Origin of the sequence: Spirillospora sp. NBC_01491, from assembly GCF_036227065.1 — a bacterium.
In the GTDB taxonomy this organism is placed as follows: domain Bacteria; phylum Actinomycetota; class Actinomycetes; order Streptosporangiales; family Streptosporangiaceae; genus Spirillospora; species Spirillospora xylanilytica.
Map to the genome: position 1 here is coordinate 1697445 of NZ_CP109432.1, position 22676 is coordinate 1720120.

The following is a 22676-nucleotide window of genomic DNA, read 5'->3' on the forward strand; positions in this document are numbered from 1 at the left end:
CGCGCCGGGGGAAACCCCGGAACGACAAGCGGAAGTGGCTCAGTGGTAGAGCATCACCTTGCCAAGGTGAGGGTCGCGGGTTCGAATCCCGTCTTCCGCTCTGAGAGGTCCTGGACGGCCTCGCTCTGGTGGAGTGGCCGAGAGGCGAGGCAACGGCCTGCAAAGCCGTGTACACGGGTTCAAATCCCGTCTCCACCTCAACGTGCGGACACGCGCACGGGCGATTAGCTCAGTGGGAGAGCGCTACCTTGACACGGTAGAGGTCACTGGTTCAATCCCAGTATCGCCCACCACCCGAACCTACATGCGGATCACGGCCCTCCCCCAAGGCCGAAGCCGAGGAGCAGGCGCATCTCGCCGCTCCCTTCCGCTGAAGCGCAAGCCCTGGCGCAGGCGGTGCCCCCCGTCGGCAGGCATGAGGTCGCTTCGGGCGGTTTTCGGGGGCTTTCGATGCTGTAGTGATAGGGGCATGACCCTGACACTCGCCGAAGAGTTCCTGCTTCTCGCGCTCAAGGACGACACGGGCAAGCCCATGGTGGACGGCACCAAGCTCGGAGCCGCGCTCGCCGGAGCCGCGATCGTCGAGCTCACCATGGACGGCGCGTTGCGGCTCACCGAGGACGGTGAGGCCGACCACCGTGCCGGACGGCTCGTGGAGACCGGAGAACGGCCGGCCGACCCACGGCTCGCCGAACTCGTCCAGGTGGCGCACGGCCGCAAGCCCAAGGACGCGATCGGGAAGATCGCCGGGTTCTCGGGCTGGCGCAGCCGGGCCAGGAACCTCAAGGAGGCCCTGCTGGCGGACCTCGCCGAGGCGGGTGTCCTTCACGAGGAGCACGGCAAGGTCCTCGGCCTGTTCCCCACGACCGCGTGGATGCCGGGTGACCCGGGCCTCGAGGCCGAGGTCCTGGCGCGGGTCCGCGCCTCCGCCGTCGACCACGCCGCCCCGCTGGACCGCACCGCCGCGCTCGTCTCGATCCTGCACGCCGTCGACATGTTGCCCAAGCTGTTCCGGGACGCCGACCGGAAGGCGCTGAAGCGCCGCGGCAAGGAGATCAGCGAGGGTGACTGGGGCGGCGAGGCCGTCCGCAAGGCCGTCCAGCAGGTCCAGGCCGTCACCGTCGCCGTGATCGTCGCCACCAGCACGAGCGCGTCGGCGTCCGGTTCCTGAAGCCCGGCGGGCACGGTGCGGGACCGTTTGTCCCGAAGTAAGCAAGCGGGCTCCTTCTCTTGTCACCGATGTCGGTATCCGCCGTCACAAAGGTGAGTCATATTCGTATTCGCACGGTCTCCCCGGTGAGGTCTGGAGCCCCGGATGCGGATGCGTTCGAAGAGTGTCGTCCTGGCCGCGCTGATGCTGCTCTGGGGGCCGGCCGCCCTTGCCGGTCCGGGGTTCCCGGCCACACCGCCCGACGATCCGGGGTACGCCGGCGCCGAGGCCCCCGGCCAGTGCCGCAAGGTGGCCGGACAGGAGCAGCACGCGCTCTACTCCTTCATGCCGCGCTGCACACCCGGCGCCAAGGACCCGGAGAACGCCTCCGGCATGTCGGTCGACAAGGCGTGGCGGGAGTACACCACCGGCTCACCCGACGTGCTGATCGCCTACGTGGAGGGCGGGATCAACTGGCACAACGGCGACGGGGCGGAGCTCGCCGACAAGGTGTACCTGAACACCGGTGAGCTGCCCGTCCCCGAGGGGTCCACGGCGCACGACCGGAACGGCGACGGGGTGGTGACCGCGGCCGACTACGCCGGGGACCCCCGGGTGAAGGACGCCAACGGGAACGGGCGCACCGATCCCGAGGACCTCATCGCCGCGTTCTCCGACGGCGAGGACGACGACGGGAACGGCTTCACCGACGACATCTCGGGCTGGGACTTCTACGAGCGCCAGAACGACCCGGCGACCTACGACTCGACCTACGGCCACGCCAACAGCCAGATGAAGACGCTGGCCGCGCAGACCGACAACGCCACCGAGGGCGCCGGGGTGTGCCCGCGCTGCCGGATCCTGCCGATCCGGGCCGGGCAGGAGGCGCTGGACCGGACCGACGACCTCGCGCAGGCCTGGCTGTACGCGGCGCACATGGGCGCGAAGGTGATCGTCAGCACCACCGCCGACCTCGGCTACTCCGGCTACATGCGGCAGACCGTCGACAAGCTCTGGCGGGACGGCGTCGTCATGGTGGAGTCCAGCAACGACTTCGACTCCACCGACCACCAGGGCGGCATGTTCTGGCCGCACGTGATCCCCGGGAACGGGCTGGTCGCCAACACCGCGGGCGTGCCGGACCCGCTGGCCAATCCGCTGACCAGCACCTACCGCGCCCGGTCCGGCCAGACCTCGTTCGGGCCCAAGGCGATGTTCTCGGTGGCCACGCAGGGCGGCTCCACCTCGGAGTCGACGCCGACGACCGGCGGCGTGTTCGGGCTGCTGCTGTCCTACGGGATCCAGATCGGACGGCCGCTCACCAACGAGGAGGCCGTCCAGGTCCTGCGGGCCACCGCGTCCGACATCGACGACCCGTCGCTGCCGTGGGCGGGCAGGCCCGGCTGGGACCGGCAGTACGGGTACGGGCGGCCCAACGTCGCCAAGGCCCTCCAGGCGGTCAAGGACGGCGCGGTGCCGCCCGTCGGCTCGATCACCGGGCCCGGCTGGTACTCGCTCCACGATCCGGAGACGACCTCGGACGTCGAGGTCACCGGGTACGTCGCGGCCCCCCGGTCGTCCAAGTACCGGTACGAGCTGGAGTGGGCCCCCGGCGTCGAGCCCGCCGACGGCGCCTTCCGCACCGGTGGCTCCGGCTCGGGCACCGCCCCCTTCGACGGACGGGTCGGCTCGGTCGATCTGTCCAAGGTGCCCGAGTCGGTGTGGAAGAAGCAGTACGCGCTGTCGGCCGACAAGGCCCTGTCGGCGAGCGAGCAGTACACCGTCACCCTGCGGCTGCGGGTCTGGGACGCCTCGGGGCGGATGTCGGAGGAGCGGCGCGCGATCGGAGTTCACCACGATCCGGCGCTGCGGGCCGGGTTCCCGATGAAGCTCGGCGTCGGCAACGAGAGCCAGCCCGCGCTGGCCGACCTCCAGGGCACCGGGCGGCAGGCGATCGTCTACGGCGACGGCGACGGACGGGTCCACGCGCGCGACGGGTCGACCGGTGCCGAGCTCCCCGGCTGGCCGGTCACCACGCTGCCGACCGTCCCGCAGCGCGGCTATCCGGGCGTCGACCCGGGCCACGAGCCGATCGTGGCGCCGGTCGCGATCGGCGACCTCTTCCACGACGGGCGGCAGCAGGTGGTCGTCACCAGCACCACCGGCCGGACGTACGCCTTCGACGCGTCCGGGCGCCCGCTGCCGGGCTGGCCGAAGGTGCTGGACGCGGGCGTGGCCAAGCCGGCGATCCCCCGTCCGGCGCTGAAGTACACGCGGCTCCCGGTGCAGGGCGCCACCGCCTCGCCGATGCTGGCCGACCTCGACGGCGACCGGCGGCTCGACGTCGTCCAGGCAGGCTGGGACGGCAGGCTGCACGCGTGGCGGCCGGACGGCTCGGAGCTGCCGGGCTGGCCGGTCGAGGTGACGCTCGACCGGAAGCCGCCGTCCGGCTACGTGCGGATCGACGACCACAAGCTGGCGGGGATGCCCGCGCTCGCCGACCTCGACGGCGACGGGAGGCCGGAGGTCGTGGTCCGGTCGCAGCGGTCGGAGAGCAAGGGCGGGGGCGAGCAGTTCTACGGCGCCAACTTCGTCTTCGCCTACCACGCCGACGGCTCGCCGGTCGCCGGCTGGCCGGTCCGGACGCCGTCGACGATGACCTTCTACGGCAGCGCCCAGGAGTTCGTCACCGAGGGCGTCAACCAGCCCGCCGTGGCCGACGTCGACGGGGACGGCAAGGACGAGGTGGCGACCGGCCCGTCGTTCTCCCCGACCTACCTGATCTCGGGCGCCGGAAAGATCATCAAGAACTTCGGGCCGCTGGAGAACCCCGCCGCGGCGCTGTCCCCGGGTGCGGTGCTCGGCGGGAACCTGCCGGCGGACGTGCCGCTGTCCTTCACCACCACCGGGGCGTTCGGCAAGTTCGGACCGTTCGGCCGGCTGGGCTACACCGAGGCGGGCTCGGGCGCCGCGTCGCTGATCGCCGCGCTGCTGTTCCCCGGCAGCGGGCAGCCGGTCGGGAACTACCAGCGCGGCTACGACGCCGCCACGTCGCTGCCGGTGCCGGGGTTCCCGCAGGGCCGCACCGGCCTCGGGTTCCTCGGCTCGCCGCTCATCGCGGACGTGACCGGGGACGGGCGGGCCGAGGTGGTCGACGGCGGCGACACCTCCACCCTGCACGCCTTCAGCGGCACGGGCCAGGCCGCCGGCTTCCCCTTCTTCACCGGCGGATGGCTGCTGTGGGCCCCCACGGCGGGCGACCTGGACGGCGACGGCCGGACGGACCTGGTCGCCACCACCCGGGAGGGCTACCTGTTCGCCTGGAAGACCGCGGGCAAGGCCGCCGCCAACAGCGAGTGGTGGACCTACCACCACGACGAGCACCGGTCCGGGCGGTACGGGACCGACACCCGTCCGCCGGGCGCGCTGCGCGGCGTCTCGCGGCAGGGCAACACGGTGGCGTTCACGGCGCCGGGCGACGACTGGTACACCGGCCGCGCCGCCTCCTACCTGGTCACCCCGCCCGGGACGACGGCGAAGGCGACGGCGGTCTCTGCGACCGCGGACGCGGGGAAGCCGCAGACCCTGACGGTCCCGGCGGGCCGGGTGACGATCCAGGCCGTCGACCGCGCGGGCAACCGCGGCCCCGCCTTCTCCATCGGCTGACGCCCGTCCCGCGCGGGCGGGCGTCCCGCGATTGCCGCGCGCGGGAAATTCAAGATAACGTCAACATCCAGATGATGGGATCATCTATTTCACCATTCTCACCACCGGGAGGACCCATGCCCACCGTCCCCGAGATCGATCTCACCGACCCCGCCGTGGTGCGCGACCCCTTCACCGCGTACGGAGCGGCGCGGGAATGCTCTCCGCTGGCACGGCTGCCCGTCCCCGGCGCGGCCCCCTGGTGGGTCCTCACCCGGCACGAGCACGCGCGGGCGATGCTCGGCGACCCGAGGTTCGAGATCACCTCCGGCAGCTTCATGGGGCCGGACGTGCCGGAGGACTGCCGCCCCTACATGCGGACCATGACCGAGCTGGCCGCGCCCGAGCACGCGCGGCTGCGCAGGCTGGTGTCCCCCGCGTTCACCGCGCGCCGCGCCGAGGCGTTCCGGCCGCGGATCGGCACTCTCGTGGCGGAGCTGCTCGACGCGCTGCCCGGCCACGCCGAGGACGGTGCGGTGGACCTGATGCGGCACTTCACCCGGCCGCTGCCGATCGGGGTCATCTGCGAGCTGGTCGGCATTCCCGAGGACGACCGGCCGCGGTGGCGCGCGTACGGCGCCGCCGTCGCGGCGGGCTCGGGCCGGAGGTTCGCCGAGGCCGTCCCTGGGATCATGGAGGGCGCCAAGGCGGCGGTGGCACGCCGGCGCGCCGCTCCCGGCGACGACCTGCTTTCCGATCTCGTCCGCGCGCAGGACGTGGACGGGGACCGGCTCAGCGACACCGAGACGGTCACGCTGGTGTGGCACCTCGTCCTCGCGGGCCAGACGCCGACGAACCTCATCGCCAACGCCGTCGCGGCCCTGCTCGCCCACCCCGCGCAGCTCGCCGCGCTGCGCGCCGATCCCGGGCTGATGCCGCAGGCCGTCGAGGAGCTGATGCGCTGGTGCGGCCCGACGCTGCTGTCGATCCCGCGCCACGCCCGCGAGGACGCCGAGCTCTGCGGTGCGCGGGTGGGCAAGGGCGAGGCCGTCGTCGCCGCCATCGCGTCCGCCAACCGCGACCCGCGCGCGTTCGCCGATCCCGACCGGCTCGACATCACCCGGACGCCGGGAGCCGCGAGCCACCTGGGCTTCGCCCACGGGCCGCACTTCTGCCTCGGCGCGGGGCTGGCCCGCGTCCAGACCCAGGTGGCGCTCACCGCGCTTCTGGACCGCTTCCCCGGCCTCGCACCGGCCGCCGACCTGGACGCGCTGCGCGCCCCCGACCCCGGCACCTGGCGGCTCACCGAGCTGCCGGTGACGACCGGCTGACCGGAGGTCCCCCGTGACCGCGCCGGCGAAGGCGGCCAGCGGACCTGCACGTTCTGCGGGAAGGGCCGAAATCAGGTCGAGAGGCTGATCGCGGGCCCCGACCCGCTCCGCATCTGCGCCGCACCGCCGCCCGCGCGGACGGACGGACGGCCCGGCTCGGCCTGGCCCGGCCCGGGGTGCCGCGAGAGGTCCGCCTGACGGGCCGCCCCCGCCGGACGAAGCAGGGGCGGCGCGCCGGATCACTCCTCGTCGTCGTCGAAGCTCTCCGACGCCTCGTCGAAGGCGTCTTCGTAGGCGTCCTCGTACGCCTGCTCCGTGGCGTCCTCGACCGCCGCGTCGAAGACCGCGGCCTGGTAGCCCTCCTCGCGGGCGGCGGCGGCCCTGGCCTCGGCGTCATCCTCGTCGCCGTCGTCGTCATCGTCGTCCATGAGCTCGTTGACGACGGCGCCGCCGATGAGCCCCACGGCGAGGCCGCCCGCGGCCCCGGCCGCGACGCCGCCCCAGCCCGGCCCCGACCCGCGGCCACCGTGCTCGTCGTGGTGGCCGTAAGGCTGCTCATGGTGGCCGTAGGGTTGCTCGTGGTAGCCGTACGGTTCCTGGTGGCCGTAGGCGCCGTGGGCGCCCGGAGCGTGACCGCCGTGCAGCGGCCCGGCGACGGACTGGAGCCAGCCCTCGATCTCGCGCTCCCACGCCATCCGGAGCGCCTCATCGTGCCCGACCTGGAAGCGGCCGTACACGTCGCCGCCCTCGGAGTACGCGCCGCCCCGCCGGTCGGCCTCCAGGACGACCGCCAGCCCGTGCGGGCTCGCGACGAAGGTCAGCTCGACCTCGCTGATCCGGCCGCCGTAGGCGGGCGGCGCGTAGAACTCGATCTCCTGGTAGAAGGGCAGCTCCTGGTGCACGCCCGCGAGGAGGCCGTGCTCCAGGTCGGCGCCCTTGAACTGGAGGCCGAGCGCGGCGAACGCGTCCAGGACCCGCTGCTGGGACGGCAGCGGGAGCACCCCGACGGGGTCGAGGTCGCCCTTGTCCATCGCCCCAGCGATCTCCAGCTCCGTGCGCACGCTCATCGCCATACCGTGCAGGTGCTGCCCGTGCACCTCGGTGACGGGCAGCTCCCAGGGGAGCGGGAGCTGGAACAGGATCGGCTGGTACTGCCCGGCCCGCAGGGTGAACCCGCCCGAGACGGCGGCCCGGTGGAACTCGCGGACACCGTGGCCGTCGCCGTCGCCGTACTCGGTCTCCACCTGGGTGACCAGGCTGAGCACCACCTGGTGGACGTCGACGTCGTGGTCGCCGCCCTGCAACCGCACCTCGCCCGACAGCAGGTCGCCGGGCCGGCAGTGCGGGGTCGTCAGGACGGTCTCGACGGAGGGCCCGCCGACACCGAACGCCCCTAGGAGTCGTTTGAAGACCACGGAACCCCCTCTTGTGATGTGAGTGCCATCGACCGGGCGGTCAGACGCCGACCCCGAAGTCGGACGCGACACCGGCCAGGCCGGAGGCGTAGCCCTGCCCGGTCGCGCGGAACTTCCACTCGGCGCCGTTGCGGTACAGCTCGCCGAAGACCATCGCGGTCTCGGTCGAGGCGTCCTCGCTGAGGTCGTAGCGGGCCAGCTCGGCCTCCCCCGCCTGGTTCACCACCCGGATGAAGGCGTTGCGGACCTGCCCGAAGTTCTGGCCGCGGGCGTCGGCGTCGTGGATGGACACCGGGAAGGCGATCCGGGTGACCTCGGCGGGCACCGCCGCGAGGTCGACCTTGATCTGCTCGTCGTCGCCCTCGCCCTCGCCGGTGACGTTGTCGCCGGTGTGCTCGACCGACCCGTCGGGGCTCTTGAGGTTGTTGAAGAACACGAAGTGCCCGTTGGAGGGCACCTTGCCGGACGCGTCGAGCAGGAGCGCGCTCGCGTCCAGGTCGAAGTCGGTGCCGGTGGTGGTCCGCACGTCCCAGCCGAGCCCCACCACGACCGCCGTGAGGCCGGGGGCCTCCTTGCTCAGCGAAACATTGCCACCCTTGGACAGGCTGACGCCCACCGTGTTCTCCTCTTGTCGTCGTTCAGGACGCACGCGCTCCACGCGTGCTACGACACTTGTAGCAGATGGGTCCGGGCGCGGGCAGCCGGACGGCGATATGGCGGTGGACCATGACTTTTCAGGACGAACTCGAGTCCGGCAGGGACCGCTCAGCCACGATCCCCGGCACGTCCGGGGCCGCCCGCGACCCCGCTCCCGCACTGTCCATGCCACATCACTTAGAGTGATCACGGTGAGAGACGAGGAGCAGATCGTCGCCATCGCCACCCGGCTGTTCGCGGAGCTTGGCTACGACTCGACCGACACCGGGCTGATCGCCGAGGCGGCCGGGATCGACGGCCGGACGCTGGCCGAGGCGACCGGCGGCAAACGCGAGCTGTACCGCACCGTCATGCGGCAGGCGTTCCTGGCCGAGGAGGAGCTGTTGCAGAGGGCGCTGGCCGCCTACACCCCCGACGTGGCCGGGGCGCACGAGGTCACCGAGATCTATCTGGACTTCTACGTCGCCAATCCGCAGATCGTCTCGCTGTGGATGCACCGCTGGATGGGCGACGCCACCGACGTGGCCGACCTGGAGAAGGAGTACGTCAACCCGCAGGCCGACGCCATCGCCGCCGCGATCCGCGACCTGACCCCGCCGGACGTCAACGTCGACTTCCTGGTCAGGACGGTCATCTGGTGCATCTTCGGCTTCCTGTCCGGCGGCCTGCCCGGACGGCAGGGCCGGGCAGGCCAGGAGCCGGAGCCGGACGAGATCGCCGAGTTCCGCGTCTACCTGCACGTCCTGATCGACCGCATGTTCGCGCCCGCTCCCTGACCCTGCGGCTCAGGGGGGACGGAGGGCCTTGACGGTGCGGTCGGCCGCCGTGCGGACGTCGGACGCCGTGACGTCCAGGTGGGTGACGGCGCGCAGCGTGCCCGGATGGTGGGCGTTCGACCAGAGCACGCCTTCGCGCGCCAGCCGCTCGCGGGCGTCGTCGCGGGCGAGGCCCGACGCCGAGACGTCCATGAAGACGAAGTTGGTCTCGGTGGCCGCGGGGTCCACCGGCAGCCCCGCCCCGGCCAGCCGGGCGGCGAGCTCGCGGGCGTTGGCGTGGTCGTCGGCCAGCCGCCGCACGTGGTGCTCCAGCGCGTAGCGGGCGGCCCCGGCCAGCACCCCGGCCTGGCGGAGCGAGCCGCCCAGCATCTGGCGGAGGCGGCGCGCCGGGGCGAGCGTCCCGGCGCGACCGACCAGTGCGGCGCCGGCGGGGCAGCCCAGCCCCTTGGTGAAGCACACCGCGACGGTCGCGGCCCGGGACGTGGCCGCCGCGACCGGCGCGTCGCGGGCGACGGCGGCGTTGAAGATCCGGGCGCCGTCGATGTGCACCGCGATGCCGAGCCCGGCGCAGGCGTCGTAGATCTCGTCCAGGGCCGGGAGCGGCCAGACGCGGGCGCCGGACACGTTGTGGGTGTCCTCGACGAGCGCCAGGGCGGTCCTCGGCCGGTGCTCGGAGTCGCCGGTCTGGGCGGTCTCCCGCACCTGCGCGGCGGTGAAGACGCCGGCGGCGCCGGGCAGGCCGGTGACGACCGCGCCGGCGAGGAACGCCGGGCCGCCCGCCTCGTACCGGAACATGTGGCTGCCCTGCTCCCCCAGGATCTCCTGGCCGCGCCCCACCTGGCACAGCAGCGCGAGCTGGTTGGCCATGGTGGCGCTCGGCACGAAGACGGCCGCCTCCTGGCCGAACAGCTCGACGAGCTCCTCCTCCAGCGCGAGGACGGTCGGGTCCTCGCGCAGCTGCTCGTCGCCCAGGGGCGCGCTGGTCATCGCGTTCAGCATGCCGGTCGTGGGCCGCGTGAGCACGTCCGACCGCAGGTCGATCACTGTCATCGGGTCCTCCTATCCGCCGAGGTATCCGCCGTCGACGACGATCTGGGTGCCGGAGACGAACGACGCCCCCGGCGAGCACAGGAAGTGCACGACCTCCGCGATCTCCTCGGGCCGGCCGCGCCGGCCGAGCGGCGGCAGGCCGGAGACGCCGGACCGCATCCGGTCGGCGCCGATCAGCTCGACCAGGTGGTCGCTGCCCGGGGTGCTGATGTCGCCGGGGTCCACCTGCACCACCCGCACGCCGTGCGGGCCGAGCTCCATGGCGAGCGAGCGGGTCAGCCCGACCATCGCCGACTTGCTGACGGTGTAGGCGGACGCGTCGAGCTGGCCGCGGTGGGCGGCGATCGAGCCGACGTTGACGATGGTGCCGCTCCCCTGGGCGACCATGTGCCGGGCCGCCTCGCGGGCGCAGACGAACGGGCCGACGGTGTTGACGTCCAGGATGCGCCGCAGCAGCTCGTCGCCGGTGTCCAGCAGCGACGCCTTGGCCGGGACGCCGGTGATCGCGGCGCAGTTCACCAGGATCTCCGGCGGGCCGTGCTCGGCGGCGGCGTCCCGTACCGCGGCGGCGATCGCCACCGGGTCGGCGACGTCCACCGCCATCACCTCGACGCCGTCGCCGAGGCCCGCGCGCAGGTCCGGGCGCGGCGCGTGCTCGAAGACCACGACGGTCCGGTCCGGGGCGGCGAGCCGGCGGGTGATCGCGGAGCCGATGCCGCCCCCGCCGCCGGTGACGATCACGCTTCGTCTCATGGTTCCTCCTGGTCAGCCGAAGGCGGCCGGCAACCGGCCCTGGTCGAAGGCCTCGAGCGCCCGCTCGAGATGCCAGCGGGCGTCCGACAGCACGGGCGTCCCGTGGCCGGGCAGCAGCACGTCGGGCCGCTCGGCCAGGACGGCCTCCAGCGACCGGCGCAGCAGCCGCACGTCGCTGTCGGCGGCCACCACCACCCGGCCCCTGGCGAAGACCAGGTCGCCGGTGAAGGCGTACGTCGTTCCGTCCCCGCCGGTGAACACGTAGGCGGTGTGGTCCTCGCAGTGCCCCGGCGTCGGCAGCGCGCGCAGGCCGCCCGCGCCCGGGACCGTCCCCGCCTCGATGCCGGCCACCGCCGCGCAGGCCGCGAACCGGTAGCCGGCGGGGTACAGGCCCGCGCGCAGCGCGGCGGTGAGCCCGAGCCGGTCGTGGTCGCCGACCCGGACGAGGCGGGCGGTCCCGGCGCCGGCGAGGACGGGGATGCCGAGATCGTCCACGAGGCCGGCCGCGCCGCCCGCGTGGTCGGGGTGGGCGTGGGTGAGCACGGCACCGGCAGGTGCCCGCCCGTCCAGCGCGCCGGACACCCGCGCCGCCAGCTCGGCGCGGCCGAGGCCGCAGCCGGTGTCGACCAGCCAGGCCCCCTCGCCGGTGCGCAGCAGGTAGACGTTGCTGTCGTAGGGGTTGCTGAGCCCCGGGCCGAGCCGTCCGCCGCCGACGAGGTCGACGGTGCCGTCAAGCCGCACCGTCGCCGCCCGTCCCGGCCCCGCCGCCCGTCCCGGCCACGATCGCGGCGACGTCGCCCGCGGCGACCTCGAAGTCGTGCCTCAGCATCATCACGTATCCCCCGGCGGCGGCCCGGACGGTCTCCAGCACCGCCCCGTCCGGGCCGTGGACCGTTCCGAGGATCTGCCCGCCGGTGACCGCGTCGCCCGCGGCGCACCGCGTCACGAACAGGCCGGACGCCCCGAGGACGATGCCGTCGTCGGTGTTGCCGTCGCCGTCCCGGACGACCACCTGCGGCGCGGCCGGTGCGGGCGCCGGCTCCGCGTCGAGCACGCCGACCTCGGCCAGCAGCCGCAGCACGCTCGTCACGTACCGGTCGATGTCGTGCTCGCGCAGCGCGCCGCCGCCACCGCACTCGAAGTAGACCCACGGCTTGCCCAGCGCCTCGGCGTGGCTGACCGAGCGTCCGGGGGCGACGGAGCCGTGCGCCCACAGGAACGGGAACGCCGTCGTGCGCGCGACGTCCAGCAGCGGACGCCCGCCGACCGTCCCCTTGGCGGGCAGGCCGCACAGGGGCGGCATCCGGTAGCGGCGGCCCGCCGAGTGCAGGTCGATGAGCAGGTCGCAGTCGGCGATGAGGCCGGCGCTGATCGCGTGCGCGATCCGCGCGCTCAGGGTCCCGTCCGCGACACCGGGGAAGACCCGCGCGAGGTTCTCGTCGTCGGCGCCGGCCCGGGTCCCGGCCGTGAGGGCGGGCGGGTTGGCCAGGGGCAGCACGGTCACCGTGCCGTGCAGGGTCCGGGTGCCGAGCGCGCCGATCAGCCGCTGCGCGGCGAGAACGCCCTCCAGCTCGTCCCCGTGCACGCCGCCGAGGACCGCGATCCGCGGTCCGGGCCCGCCGCCGAGGCGCGCCGCCTCCAGCGTCAGGCCGCCGGCCGTCAGCCGGTCGATCACCAGGGCCATGGTGGCTCCGTTCTCCTAGGGGACGTCAGCGCCGGCGGGCCTGGATGGGCCAGGTCTCCACGAACGAGGAAGCGTCGTAGACGGCGTACTGGTGGAAGAGGTTGACCGCCGTGCAGGCGTGGTTGGGGATCACCGCGACCCGGTCGCCGGGCTTCAGATCCCGCGATCCGGCGCCGCGGGAGGCCAGCCCGTGCTCCTCGTAGAGCTTGTCGATGACGATGTCGGGGTGGCCGGCGACCGCCCCGAAACCGCTGGACAGGCTGGTCATCTTCTCGGCGGGCAGGCTCTTGGCACCCGCGTCCAGGACCAGCCTCCCCTCGGACGGCGCGTCCACCACGGTGCTGATCACCGCGAGCGCGCAGTCGTCGAGCCCTGGGCCGCCCGGTGCCGTCTCGGCCAGCGCGACCTGCGTGGCGTCGTAGAAGACGTAGTTGCCGTACCGGTACTCCTCGGCCTCGCCCGAATCGACCGGGGCCAGCGGGGTGACGCCGACGCTGCGGACCGGCACGTCGATCCCGCGGGAGGCGAGCGCGGCGCGGCTGTCGAACAGCGCCCGGTCCTGCTGGTCGCGCACCGCGACCAGCTCCTCGGGGGCGCGCGCGCCGTACGCGTGCCCGGCGAAGGTCATCAGCCCGCGCAGCCGCACCCTGTCGCCGAACCGCGCGGACGCGGCGGCGGCCGCGGTGGGCTCGCCGGGCGCGGTGCCGAGCCGCCCGGTGCCCGAGTCGACCTCCCAGTAGACGTCGTAGGCGCCACCGAGGCCGGCCAGCAGCGCGACCTGTTCGGCACTGTGGCAGGTGACCGCGACCCGGCCGCGTTCGGCGAGCTCGGGAAGGGCCCGCAGCCGCCCGCCGGGGAACGGCGGGTAGGCGAACAGCACGGACTCGAAGCCCGCGTCGAACGCCAGGTGCGCCTCGGCGACGGTCGCGACCGTCGCCGCCGTGGCGCCCGCGGCGACCTGGGCCCGCGCGATCTGGAGGTTCTTGTGCGTCTTGAGATGGGGCGTCGAGGCGCCGCCGCGCCGGGCGACGCGCCCGGCCATGTCCCGGATGTTGCCGATCAGCCGGGGGTGATCGACGGCGAGGAACGGGGTCTGCCGTCCCCGGTCCGCACGGGCCGCTTGCCACATGGTGCTCGCCTTCCGCTCAGTCCGTCGCGGGCAGGGTCGTCCCGCGCGTGATCTTGTCGACGAGGTGCCGCAGCGCCTCGCCCATCTCCCGCTCGAGCGCGGGCGTCATCCGCTCCGGCGACACGATCAGGCTGACCGCGGCGACGGGCTCGCCCGAGCGGCGGAGCGCGACCGCGACGCCCGCGACGCCGTCGAAGAACTCGCCCCGGTCCACCGAGTAGCCGCGCCCTGCGGCGCCCGCGACCTCCGACGTGATCCGGGCCCGGGCGCCGTCGCCGAGCGCGGTCCACTCCGGCGAGTCGCACAGCGCCTCCCGCAGAGGGGGTTCGAGCAGGGACAGCACCGCGCGGCCGGCCGCGCCGGTCCACATCGGCGCGGTGCTGCCGAGCCGGACGCTCGGAGCGAACGGGATGACACTGTCGGTGCGCTCGACGTAGACCATCTCGCCGCCGTTCGGCACCGAGAAGGCGGTGGCGGCCTGGAAGCGCTGGCCGAGGTGCACCAGCGCGGCGACCACCTCCAGCCGCATGTTGCGGTGCGACAGCCTGATCGCGGCGAGCCGGAGCGGCAGCTCTCCTATCTGCCAGTTCCCCGCGGCGTCGCGTTCGAGCAACCCGATCTCGACCAGGCTGGTGAGCAGCCGGTGGGCCGAGCTCTTGCTCAGCCCGGACCGTTCCGCGCACTCCGCCAGTCCCAGTACCGGTCGCTCTTGGGAGAACGCGCCGAGCAGCGCGCCGACACGGTCGACCACCTGGACCACTGCGCCTCCTGTGCGAGGGGATCGAAACCTTGACCTGGAATCAGAAGCATGGCTATGTTGCCACATCATCCCATCAAACGGAACGCCATCCCACAGAATGGAACGAACGGCTTGGTGACGCTCATCCACGGGGGCCGCGTGGTCGACCCGGACACCGGGACCGACGCGGTGCTCGACCTGCTGATCGACGGCGACCGGGTGCTCGCGTCCGCGCCGCGGATCGCACCGCCGGCCGGCGCGACCGCGGTCGACGCCAACGGTCTGCTGGTGCTGCCCGGCTTCGTCGACATGCACACCCACAGCGACTTCACCCTCGGCTACCACCCCGCCGCGCCGGCCCGAATCCACCAGGGCGTCACCACCGACGTGACCGGGAACTGCGGGTTCTCCCCGTTCCCGCTGCCGCGCGGCTGCGTCGGGTTCGGCTCGTTCTTCAGCTCCCGGGTCGAGGCGGGATGGGCGGACCTGGACTCCTACGCAGCGGACCTGGAGTCCCGCCGCCCGGCCCTGAACGTGGCGCCGCTCGTCGGGCTCGGCGCGGTGCGCGAGCACGTGGTGGGATCCCGCCCGGCGCCGCCGGACGCCGGCGAGGCGGACGCGATGCGGCGCCTGGTGGAACGTTCCCTGGAACAGGGCGCGTTCGGCGTCTCCACCGGCCTGGTCTACGCGCCGGGACGGTTCGCGCTCGCCGACGAGATCCGCGCCGTCCTCGCGCCGGTGCACCGGTCCAGACGGCTGTACGCCACCCACCTGCGGGACGAGCGGGACGGGCTGGCCGAGTCGGTCGCGGAGGCGATCGCCACCGCCGAGGGCGCGGGCGTCGCGTTGCAGATCTCGCACCACAAGGCGCTCGGCAAGGCCAACTGGGGCCGCACGAAGGACACCCTCGCGATGGTCGACGAGGCCAACGCGCGCGGGATCACCGAGGTCGCCGTCGACTACTACCCCTACACCTCCGGCAGCACCGGCGTCTCCAGCCTGCTGCCGCCCGGCTCGCTGGACGGCGGCTGGGCGGGGCTGCGCGAGCGGGCCGCCGGGGGCGCCGCGCGCCGGGACCTGCTGCGCCACCTGGACACCTCGTCGCAGTTCCGGACGGACGAGATCATCATCGGCCGCTCCCGCACCCGCCCGGACGTCTCGGGCCTGCCGCTCACCGCCATCGCGGACGCCGACGGGCGGGCCCCGGCCGAGACCCTGCTCGGCCTGATCCTGGACGAGGGCGACCGGCTCACGATGATCGTCCCGGCCGCGTCGGAGGACGACCTGGCCAGCGTCTCGGCGCATCCGGCCGCGATGCACGGCAGCGACGGCTGGCTGATGACCGCCGGAGAGGCCCGGCACGAGCACCCCCGCAACCTCGGCAGCACCATCGCGGTGCTGGCCCCCGCGCTGCTCGGCCGGACCTCCCTGGACCGCGCCGTGCGGCACCTGTCCACCGCCCCCGCGCGCCGGCTCGGGCTGGCGGGCCGCGGCACGCTCCGGCCCGGGGCCTACGCCGACATCGTCATCGCCGACCCGGGGAGGGCGGCGGCAGGCGCCGCGGCGCTCCCCGCCGACACCTACCCTGACCTGGTGCGATGGGTCTTCGTGAACGGCCTTCCCGTGCTCGCCGACGCCCGGCTCACCGGCCGTCGTCCGGGCCGGGTGCTGCGCGCGTCGTGATCGCCCCCGCGAACCCCCCGCGGACCCCCCGCATGGACCGGAACGGAGCAGCCCATGGCTTCCAGTGACCATCCGCCCGCCAGGCCGCCGGCGCCCCCGCCGACGGCGGCCCCGGTGACCCGGCGGTCCTTCCTGCGCGGCTCGGCCGCGTTCGGCGCCGTCGCGGGCCTCGGCGCGATCGGCGGCGGCGCGCTGCTCACCGGCTGCTCCTCCCGGGAGCGGTCCGGGCCGGTCACCGAGCTCAACATGCACCACGACGCCGCGGTGGGCCCGCTGTTCGCGCCCTACGTCGAGTACTTCAACGCCCACTACAAGCCGCTGAAACTCGGCACGTCCTACGTGGCGCAGGACTACCTGACGGTCACCAACCAGCAGCTCGCCGGCGGCAACGTGTCCTACGACGTGCTGTCCGCCGACGAGGGCTACCTGGAGTCCTGGTCGAAGAACCGGTGGATCACCTCGCTGGACGACCTGCCGGGCATCGGCGGGCTGCTCGCCGACATGAACCCGGGCGTCGCCGACTCGCTCAGGAGCCCGGACGGCAAGCTCTACGCACTCCCCTACTTCCAGGGCGCCGAGCTGTTCGCGGTCAACACCGAGCACCTCCAGAAGATCGGCGCGGGCCCGCCCGCGACCTGGGAGGAGTTCCTGGAGCAGGCGCGCGAGCTGAAGGCCAAGGGGGTGAGCGCCGTCCCGTACTCGCCCTACTGGATCAAGTACGCGTTCCTCGCCTGGCACCAGTTCGCCGCCGAGTGCGCCTCCGAGGGCGGCGGGGACCTGTTCGGCCAGGACGCCGCGCCGAACCTGAAGGGGAACGCCGTCGCGCGGGCCACCCTGGAGCGCTGGCGGACCCTCTACTCCGAGGGCCTGGTCCCCAAGGACCTGCTCACCACCGACTACGGCGGCATCACCAACATCTTCGGCGGCGGCAAGAGCAGCTTCTCACTGCGCTACCAGGCGCAGATCGTCGGCTGGAGGGACCCCGAGCAGAGCCGCGCGGCCAAGGCGATCAAGAACGTGCTCATCCCCGGCCGGACCCGCCAGACGCACGGGTTCGGCGCGCACTGGATGCTGTCGTACGCGATCAGGAGCCGCGAGCACGCGGCGACCGCGATGAGCTACCTGGGCGGGCCCGGCCGGGACGGCTCGTACCACGTGCCGAAGAACCTGGTCGCGATCGCGCTCGGGCTGTCCAGCGGCTACAAGAGCGTCGACCGCGACCCGGCCGTGCTGGCCTCCTGGGCGAAGTGGGCCGACGTCGACGCGCTCACCGAGCAGCTCGCCAAGGCCGTCCCCCTCGGCCCGGTCACCAACAAGAAGTGGTACCCGAAGTTCGGCGACATGGCCTGCGCCACCCTCCAGGAGGTCGTGCTCGGCAAGAAGTCGCCGGACGAGGGGCTCACGGAGATGAGCGATTTCGTGGCGGAACAGAAATGACGGCCGCGGTGAGGTCCCCGAGAGCGGCCCGCGGGGCCGCGCGGCGCGGCGACGCGCGGTTCGGCATGGGCATGGCCGCGCCCGCGCTGCTCGTCACGGTCGCGCTGCTGGCCTACCCCCTCGTGTACTCGTTCTGGGTCAGCCTGCACGACCAGACCCTCGGCAGCCGGGGCCGGGCCGAGTGGGTCGGCCTGGACAACTACCGGTCGGTGCTGACCGACCCGATCTTCATGCCCTCGCTCGGCCGGACGGTGCTGTTCGCCGCCGCGGTCATCGCCGGGACGCTGCTGCTCGGGACGGTCTTCGCGCTGGCCCTCAACCAGGAGTTCCGCGGCCGGTCGGTGGTCCGGGGCGTGCTGATCCTGCCCTGGTCGCTGTCCCAGATCACGCTCGCGCTCACCTTCGGCTGGATCTTCAACTCGACGTTCGGGCCGCTGAACGGCGCGCTCAAGCAGGCCGGGGTGATCGACGACTACGTCGCCTGGTTCGCCTCCGGGCAGGTGGCGCTGACCGTCATGGCGGTCGCGTTCGTGTGGAGCCTGGTGCCGTTCGCGACGCTGCTCATCCTGGGCGCGCTCCAGACGGTGCCCGAGGACCTGCACAAGGCCGCCCGGATCGACGGCGCCGGGCCGGTGCGCCGGTTCTTCTTCGTCACCCTGCCGTGGATCCGCGACACCGTGCTGGTGGTGGCGGTGCTCGCCCTGATCAACGCGTTCCTGGCGTTCGCGCTGATCTACGTCCTCACCGGCGGCGGCCCCGGCACCGAGACCACCCTGCTGTCGTGGTGGGGCTACACCACCGCGTTCCGCGACCTCGACCTCGGCCGCGGCGCGGCGATCTTCTATCTGATGACGCTGGCGATGGTGGTCCTCGCCGCGCTGACCGCGCTCTGCATCCGCGGGCGCTCCAGGAAGGGGCGGCACGAGTGATGACCGGCCGAACCCGGGGGCGCCTGGTGTCGCGCGCCCTGCGGGTGATCGTGGTGACGGCCCTGCTGCTGTGGGTGCTGCTGCCCTTCTACTTCCTCCTCCTCGTCGCGCTGACCTCCAAGGCCGACTCACTGGCCACTCCCCCGCGGTGGATCCCCGCGATGGACTTCGGCAGCTTCGAGAAGATCTTCGACTCGCTGTTCAGCTCGGCCCCCGCGTCCAGCCCCAGCGACCTGATCATTCCCGGGATCCAGAACAGCGCGGTGGTGGCGTTCTTCGTGGCGCTGCTGAACATCGTGATCGGCAGCATGGGCGGGTACGCGTTCGCGCGGTTCCGGTTCCCCGGCTCCCGGGTCGTCCCGGGGCTGCTGCTCGGCACCCAGCTCGTGCCGGTCTTCGCGCTGGTCGTCCCCTTCTACGTGATCCTGCGCTCGGTGAACCTGACCGACTCCAACGCCGGCATCGTGATCGCGCACCTGAGCTTCACGGTCCCGTTCTCGGTGTGGATGATGCGCTCGTTCTTCAAGGGGATCCCGATCGAGGTGGACCGGGCCGCCATGATCGACGGCTGCACCCGGTGGCAGGTGTTCTACCGGGTGGTGCTGCCGCTGGCCCGGCCCGGCCTGATCAGCGTGGGCCTGTTCTCGTTCATGGTGTCGTGGAACGACTTCCTGTTCGCGCTGGTCCTCAACTCGCGGACCGACGCCATGCTGATCCAGCCGGCGATCTCCGGTCTCTACAACGTCCGCGAGCAGTCCTTCGGGATCATGGCGGCCGGCACCCTGCTGGCGGCCCTGCCCACCATGCTGCTCGCGCTCATCTCGCAGCGGTTCCTCGTGCGTGGCCTGACTTCAGGCGTCGGAAAGGTGTGACGGTGTCCGGTATCGAGCTCAAGCAGGTCAGCAAGCGGTTCGGCGAATCACTGATCGTCGACTCGATCGACCTGACCATCGAGGACGGCAGCTTCACGGTGCTGCTCGGGCCGAGCGGCTGCGGCAAGACCACGACGCTCAACATGATCTCCGGCCTGGAGGAGCCGTCCGGCGGGAAGATCCTGTTCGACGGCGAGGAGGTGCAGGACCTCGCGCCGCACAAGCGCGACGTCGCCATGGTGTTCCAGTCGTACGCGCTCTACCCGAACCGCACGGTCGAGGACAACATCGCCTTCGCCCTCAAGCTCCGCAAGACCCCCGCCGCGGAGATCCGGGAGCGCGTCGACGAGGCCGCGGAGATGCTCGGCATCACGCCGCTGCTGCGCCGCCGCCCCCGGCAGCTCTCGGGCGGCCAGCAGCAGCGGGTCGCGCTGGCCCGCGCGATCGTCCGGCGGCCGAACGTGTTCCTGCTGGACGAGCCGCTGAGCAACCTGGACGCCAAGCTGCGCGCCGACATGCGGATCAGCCTGCGCGAGCTCCAGAAGAAGCTGAAGGGGACCTTCGTCTACGTGACCCACGACCAGGGCGAGGCGATGAGCATGGCCGACCAGGTCGTGGTCATGAACGGCGGCCTCGTCCAGCAGGACGCCAGGCCGCTGGACCTGTACCGGCGGCCCGCCAACCGGTTCGTGGCGGGGTTCGTCGGCACCCCGTCGATGAACTTCATCACCGGCGGCCTCGGCGGCGACGGCTCCTTCACCCGGGACGGGCTGTCGATCCCGGTCGGCTGGTCGCGGCCCGCCCGGGAGAACGTCACGCTCGGCGTCCGCCCCGAGGACGTCACGCTGACGCCCGCGGCGGAGGGCGCCCCCGGCCGGGTCCGCATGGTCGAGCGGCTCGGCGTGGAGGCGATCGTGGTGGCGGCCTTCCCGTTCGGGGACGTCGTGGCCCGGACCGGACCCGACGTCGACCTCGACGGGGACGCACCGGTCACCATGGAGATCGGCAAGGGGAAGGCGCATCTGTTCGACTCCGGCGACGGCGCCGCGATCGCCCTGGAGGACGCGATGACAGGAGGCCGGAATGGCTGACGGCACGACGATCGACGAGGGCCTGCTGCACATCGGCGGGCAGGCCCGGCCGGCGACCGGCGGGGCGGTGTACGAGGCGGTCAGCCCGGTGACGGGCGAGCGGTTCGCGCGCCTGGCCCGCGCCGCCGAGCCCGACGTCGAGGCCGCCGTGGCCGCGGCGGGCGAGGCGTTCGAGGCCAACCGGCAGGAGACGGCGTTCACCCGGGCCGACTGGTGCCACCGCGTCGCCACGGTCATCGAGGCCCGCGCCGCCGGCATCGCCCCGCTGCTCTCACTGGAGCACGGCAAGCCGCTCGCCCAGGCCGAAGGCGAGATCATGCTGGCCGCGCAGGGGTTCCGGCTCGCCGCGGAGGAGGCCAAACGGCTCGGCGGCGAGACCGTCCCGGTGCGGGACGGCGCCAAGCTGGTGCTGACCACCCGCAAGCCCCGCGGGGTGTTCGCGGCGATCACGCCGTTCAACTTCCCGGTGAACATCCCGGTGGAGTACCTCGGCCCGCTGCTGGCCAACGGGAACGCCGTGGTGTGGCGGCCCGCGCCGTCCACCGCCGCCGTCGCCGCCGCGCTGTTCGGCTGCGTCGAGGAGGCGGGCGTCCCGGCGGGACTGGTCAACCTCGTCACCGGCCCGGACGTGGCGCCCGCCCGGCTGCTGGTCTCGCACCCCGGTGTGGCCGGCGTGTGCTTCACCGGCAGCTCCCGGACCGGCGCCGAGATCGCGGCGCTCGCGGCGGGCAAGTCCCAGCTGATGGAGCTGGGCGGCAACGGGCCCATCGTCGTGCTCCCCGACGCCGACCTCGACCGGGCCGCCGCCGCGATCGCGTCCTCGGCGTTCATGAACTCGGGCCAGTCGTGCTCGGCGGCCGGCCGGATCATCGCAGCCGGGTCCATCGCCGGGGAGCTCACCGCCCGGCTCGTCGAGCACGCCCGCCGGGAGGTCGTCGGCTCACCGTTCGAGCCCGGGACCACCATGGGCCCGGTGCACAACGCCGGGGTCGCCGCCACGATGGCGCGGCACGTCGCCGACGCCGAGGCCCGGGGCGCGCGGACCGCGTTCGGCGGGGCCCCGCTGACGGACCGGCCGACCGGACTGTACTGGCGGCCGACCGTGCTGGCGGGCGTCGCCCCGGACGCCGAGGTGATGCGGGAGGAGACCTTCGGCCCGATCGCCCCCGTCCTGGCGGTCGCGGACGACACCGAGGCGATCGTGGCGGCGGCCAACGCCGGGAGCTTCGGCCTCAGCTCCGCCGTCTTCGGCCGCGACCTGGACCGGACGCTCGCCGTGGCGGGCCGGCTCCGGACCGGCCAGGTGACGGTCAACGACCACAGCAACTACTGGGAGCTGCACCTGCCGTTCGGCGGTGCCCCCGGCCGCGCCAGCGGGCACGGCAGGCTGGGCGGCCGGCACGCCGCGCAGGTGGTGACCGAGCTCCAGTCGATCTCCATCGACCTGCCCTCCCCCTGGCGCTGAACGCGCTCCCTCCGGGGTTGCCGGGGCCCGGGGACGCTGCTAGCTTACCCGTCTCACATGATCATGAAGAGGGAGGCTGAGGCCATGGTTCACCCGGGTCCTCCTCCGCACGCCCTCGGCCGGGCCGGCACCCGCTGAGCGCGGGCTCGGATCCCCCGAACCACCGGGAGCGTCAGGTGTCCTCTTCTCCGCTCCCGCGGTCCCCCCGGCCTGCGGCCGGGGGGACCGGGGCCGGCATCGCGGCACCGGACCAGCCCGTGCGGTGACACCGGCGGGACCGGAGGCCGGCCGCCGGTCCCGCACCGCCATCGCTCAGGCTTGACCATTTCTTTCAGGTTTCGCCCAGGTTTGGGGCTTACAGTCACAGCAGGACCCCACCGAAGTGGGGAACGGGACGTTGGGACCAATGGCGATCTTGGCGCAGGAGCACACGGTGATGAACCTCGATAGGGCGCGAGTGGAGCACAGCGCTGCTGGCGGGGTGGTGACCTTCCCCGCCGAAGTGGACCTGAGCAACGGCGAGACGATCCTCGCCCAGACGCTGGACCTCCTCGACTCGGGGGTGCCGACCCTGATCATCGACCTGGGCGACTGCGCCTTCTGCGACTCCACCGGGCCGAACCTGATCTTCCGCGCGCAGGCGCGGGCGGGCGAGCTGGGCGTGCCGATGTGGGTCGTCCTGCCGTCCCGCGGCATCGTCCGGCGGGTCTGCGACGTGGCCGGCCTGGCGCGGCGCGTCGCGATCGCCCCCGACCGGCACACCGCACTCGCCGCGCTGACCGGCTCGTCCGCCCGCCTCGGCTGACCCGCCCGCCTCGCCCGGTTCGCTCTCGCGGCCCGTCACTTTCGCGGCCCGTTCACTCTCGCGGC

At 73.3% G+C, this 22676-nt stretch carries 19 protein-coding genes, 3 tRNA genes and 1 pseudogene; 15 read left to right on the top strand and 8 right to left on the bottom strand.

All coding sequences use genetic code 11. From position 1 onward, the window contains the following. Positions 1 to 28 precede the first annotated feature (28 nt). The 7 genes and pseudogenes from OHA34_RS08475 to OHA34_RS38455 all read left to right on the top strand — a co-directional run. A tRNA-Gly gene (locus OHA34_RS08475) sits at positions 29 to 100 on the top strand. 27 nt (positions 101 to 127) lie between these two features. Beyond that, positions 128 to 198: transfer RNA gene (locus OHA34_RS08480), tRNA-Cys, on the top strand. A 20-nt stretch (positions 199 to 218) separates the two neighbouring features. After that, positions 219 to 293, top strand: a tRNA-Val gene (locus tag OHA34_RS08485). Between the two features lie 176 nt (positions 294 to 469). After that, positions 470 to 1171 (top strand): GOLPH3/VPS74 family protein, encoded by a 702-nt coding sequence (locus OHA34_RS08490; protein ID WP_285940464.1) that lies wholly within the window; start codon positions 470 to 472, stop codon positions 1169 to 1171. Positions 1172 to 1321: 150 nt separating this feature from the next. After that, positions 1322 to 4816, top strand: a complete 3495-nt coding sequence (locus tag OHA34_RS08495) for an FG-GAP-like repeat-containing protein (protein ID WP_329521265.1) — start codon at positions 1322 to 1324, stop codon at positions 4814 to 4816. A 116-nt stretch (positions 4817 to 4932) separates the two neighbouring features. Further along, positions 4933 to 6126 carry a cytochrome P450 family protein gene (locus tag OHA34_RS08500; protein WP_329521266.1) on the top strand — a complete coding sequence of 398 codons (1194 nt, stop codon included), beginning with the start codon at positions 4933 to 4935 and terminating at the stop codon, positions 6124 to 6126. 51 nt (positions 6127 to 6177) lie between these two features. Beyond that, positions 6178 to 6324: pseudogene (locus OHA34_RS38455) on the top strand (ClpX C4-type zinc finger protein); the annotation flags it as partial. A gap of 41 nt (positions 6325 to 6365) precedes the next feature. On the opposite strand, the gene OHA34_RS08505 reads toward OHA34_RS38455, so the two are convergent. Further along, entirely contained in the window at positions 6366 to 7541 is a 1176-nt protein-coding gene (locus tag OHA34_RS08505; RefSeq protein ID WP_285940470.1) for a sporulation protein, read from the bottom strand. 40 nt (positions 7542 to 7581) lie between these two features. Beyond that, a complete protein-coding gene (locus OHA34_RS08510) occupies positions 7582 to 8157 on the bottom strand; it encodes a TerD family protein (protein WP_285940471.1) in 576 nt (191 codons plus the stop codon). Between the two features lie 232 nt (positions 8158 to 8389). Between OHA34_RS08510 and OHA34_RS08515 the strand changes: the two genes are divergently transcribed. Continuing rightward, the gene (locus tag OHA34_RS08515) at positions 8390 to 8974 is read left to right on the top strand and encodes a TetR/AcrR family transcriptional regulator (protein WP_285940473.1); all 585 of its coding nucleotides are present in this window, start codon (positions 8390 to 8392) and stop codon (positions 8972 to 8974) included. 9 nt (positions 8975 to 8983) lie between these two features. On the opposite strand, the gene OHA34_RS08520 is transcribed toward OHA34_RS08515, so the two are convergent. From OHA34_RS08520 to OHA34_RS08545, 6 genes are read right to left on the bottom strand one after another with little or no spacing between them, the layout of a single operon-like run. After that, the gene (locus OHA34_RS08520; RefSeq protein WP_329521267.1) at positions 8984 to 10024 is read right to left on the bottom strand and encodes a threonine aldolase family protein; all 1041 of its coding nucleotides are present in this window, start codon (positions 10022 to 10024) and stop codon (positions 8984 to 8986) included. Between the two features lie 9 nt (positions 10025 to 10033). Then, positions 10034 to 10777: an SDR family NAD(P)-dependent oxidoreductase gene (locus tag OHA34_RS08525; RefSeq protein WP_285940477.1), complete on the bottom strand. Its 744-nt coding sequence runs from the start codon at positions 10775 to 10777 to the stop codon at positions 10034 to 10036. Between the two features lie 12 nt (positions 10778 to 10789). Further along, positions 10790 to 11518 carry an MBL fold metallo-hydrolase gene (locus OHA34_RS08530; RefSeq protein ID WP_285940479.1) on the bottom strand — a complete coding sequence of 243 codons (729 nt, stop codon included), beginning with the start codon at positions 11516 to 11518 and terminating at the stop codon, positions 10790 to 10792. Beyond that, complete coding sequence (locus OHA34_RS08535) at positions 11508 to 12461, bottom strand: succinylglutamate desuccinylase/aspartoacylase family protein (RefSeq protein ID WP_329521268.1); 954 nt, start codon at positions 12459 to 12461, stop codon at positions 11508 to 11510. The genes OHA34_RS08530 and OHA34_RS08535 overlap by 11 nt, the downstream gene beginning before the upstream one ends. 25 nt (positions 12462 to 12486) lie before the next feature. Then, a complete protein-coding gene (locus tag OHA34_RS08540) occupies positions 12487 to 13590 on the bottom strand; it encodes an alanine racemase (protein ID WP_329521269.1) in 1104 nt (367 codons plus the stop codon). Positions 13591 to 13606: 16 nt separating this feature from the next. Next, positions 13607 to 14350: an IclR family transcriptional regulator gene (locus OHA34_RS08545; protein ID WP_285940484.1), complete on the bottom strand. Its 744-nt coding sequence runs from the start codon at positions 14348 to 14350 to the stop codon at positions 13607 to 13609. Positions 14351 to 14464: 114 nt separating this feature from the next. Here OHA34_RS08545 and OHA34_RS08550 point away from each other — a divergent pair, with 114 nt between their 5' ends. From OHA34_RS08550 to OHA34_RS08580, 7 genes are all read left to right on the top strand, one after another. Next, on the top strand, positions 14465 to 16012 hold the full coding sequence (locus OHA34_RS08550) for an N-acyl-D-amino-acid deacylase family protein (protein ID WP_329522382.1): 1548 nt from the start codon (positions 14465 to 14467) through the stop codon (positions 16010 to 16012). 54 nt (positions 16013 to 16066) lie between these two features. Further along, positions 16067 to 17449, top strand: a complete 1383-nt coding sequence (locus OHA34_RS08555) for an ABC transporter substrate-binding protein (RefSeq protein ID WP_329521270.1) — start codon at positions 16067 to 16069, stop codon at positions 17447 to 17449. An 8-nt stretch (positions 17450 to 17457) separates the two neighbouring features. Next, positions 17458 to 18378 carry a carbohydrate ABC transporter permease gene (locus tag OHA34_RS08560; RefSeq protein WP_285940487.1) on the top strand — a complete coding sequence of 307 codons (921 nt, stop codon included), beginning with the start codon at positions 17458 to 17460 and terminating at the stop codon, positions 18376 to 18378. Continuing rightward, positions 18378 to 19250: a carbohydrate ABC transporter permease gene (locus tag OHA34_RS08565; RefSeq protein WP_285940489.1), complete on the top strand. Its 873-nt coding sequence runs from the start codon at positions 18378 to 18380 to the stop codon at positions 19248 to 19250. The genes OHA34_RS08560 and OHA34_RS08565 overlap by 1 nt, the downstream gene beginning before the upstream one ends. Before the next feature lie 2 nt (positions 19251 to 19252). Then, positions 19253 to 20341 carry an ABC transporter ATP-binding protein gene (locus OHA34_RS08570; protein ID WP_329521271.1) on the top strand — a complete coding sequence of 363 codons (1089 nt, stop codon included), beginning with the start codon at positions 19253 to 19255 and terminating at the stop codon, positions 20339 to 20341. Next, positions 20334 to 21806, top strand: coding sequence for an aldehyde dehydrogenase family protein (locus OHA34_RS08575; RefSeq protein WP_329521272.1), 1473 nt, complete (start codon positions 20334 to 20336; stop codon positions 21804 to 21806). The genes OHA34_RS08570 and OHA34_RS08575 overlap by 8 nt, the downstream gene beginning before the upstream one ends. Positions 21807 to 22212: 406 nt before the next feature. Next, the gene (locus OHA34_RS08580) at positions 22213 to 22611 is read left to right on the top strand and encodes an STAS domain-containing protein (RefSeq protein WP_285940495.1); all 399 of its coding nucleotides are present in this window, start codon (positions 22213 to 22215) and stop codon (positions 22609 to 22611) included. Positions 22612 to 22676: the final 65 nt, after the last annotated feature.